The organism is Oscillibacter sp. CU971 (assembly GCF_905219725.1).
GTDB lineage: Bacteria > Bacillota > Clostridia > Oscillospirales > Oscillospiraceae > Oscillibacter.
The window spans coordinates 1-1,018 of sequence record NZ_CAJMXG010000586.1 but is presented as its reverse complement, the minus strand read 5'-3'; the positions used below and the strand labels follow the sequence as shown (position 1 = coordinate 1,018).

Sequence of the window (1,018 nt, the reverse complement as noted above, 5' to 3'; positions counted from 1 at the left end):
ATGTTCAAACTCTACGCTCATTTGTACCCTACCTCCCGCCTTGTATGCGTGTAATGTCCATCGAGATTGGATGGATTATAACAATTCCTCTTTTTAATTTCCGTGCATAATTCACAGTAGCCCCTGTTCCGCTCCGCCGCACTCCGTTGAAAACGGCCAGCAGCAGACCAGCGGCCTCCACAAGCTGGTGATTCCGGTCAATCATGCACCCATCGTAGTATTCCCGGCTCACATAAGTCACAGAATTAGCCCGCTTCAAGATAGAATGATACCGCTCCCGCGCTGAATCGCTCCACTTGTCCGCCTGCCCTTCATGGGGCAGAATACAATGGAGTTTCAGCGCGGGATTTTTTTCGCGCATAGCCAGGACAATCTCCGCCGCCCAGCAGTCCACGCCGTCCGCGCCTCCTGTAAAAAAACCTGTCACTCCGGTCTCGGCCAGTGCCGCGATTTGTTCTGCCAGCGTTGCTTTTAGTGCCGCGCACCGGGGGTCCGTTTCGTCATACTTCCATGGGAAACTTTTGGGCCGGTGCCCGGTAAAGGCACAGGAATTTTCAAACATAGTCATAGGCTCCCCTGGCTCCCGGCCAAACCTGAAAGCGGGCTGACTTCCCGCTCTTTTAGTTCAAAAATAAATTCAATGGCATAGTCACACCGTAATATAATGTTACTCGCTTTGAGGAAGTTTATCGGTACTCCATAGCTCTTAAACTGACGGTCAATTTTCAATCTTTGGAGGACTCGCTGATATATTTCAGACCGATGCTTTTTGACTTCATCTTTCAGAGCCTCCCAAGAATCAAACCGATAGCGGGGGAGTCCCACGATCATGCGGATATAATCAAATGTACTTTCATCCGNGTTCTCTGGAGCACGTTCATATGTGGGTGGAGATATGTGCTGTACAAATTGGTCGATGGAAGATGGTTACCGTGGCACTCTATACACAATCTCTGTTTTTAGAAAAACTTCAATGCAATCATCCAGTGTTATCCCAACTTCAAATTGGGAAACCGCT

At 49.0% G+C, this 1,018-nt stretch carries 1 protein-coding gene; it reads right to left on the bottom strand.

What is annotated here, in order from left to right; all coding sequences use genetic code 11:
* Positions 1–28: 28 nt before the first annotated feature.
* Positions 29–562, bottom strand: a complete 534-nt coding sequence (locus JX325_RS17645; RefSeq protein ID WP_204792296.1) for an SLOG family protein — start codon at positions 560–562, stop codon at positions 29–31.
* Positions 563–1,018: the final 456 nt, after the last annotated feature.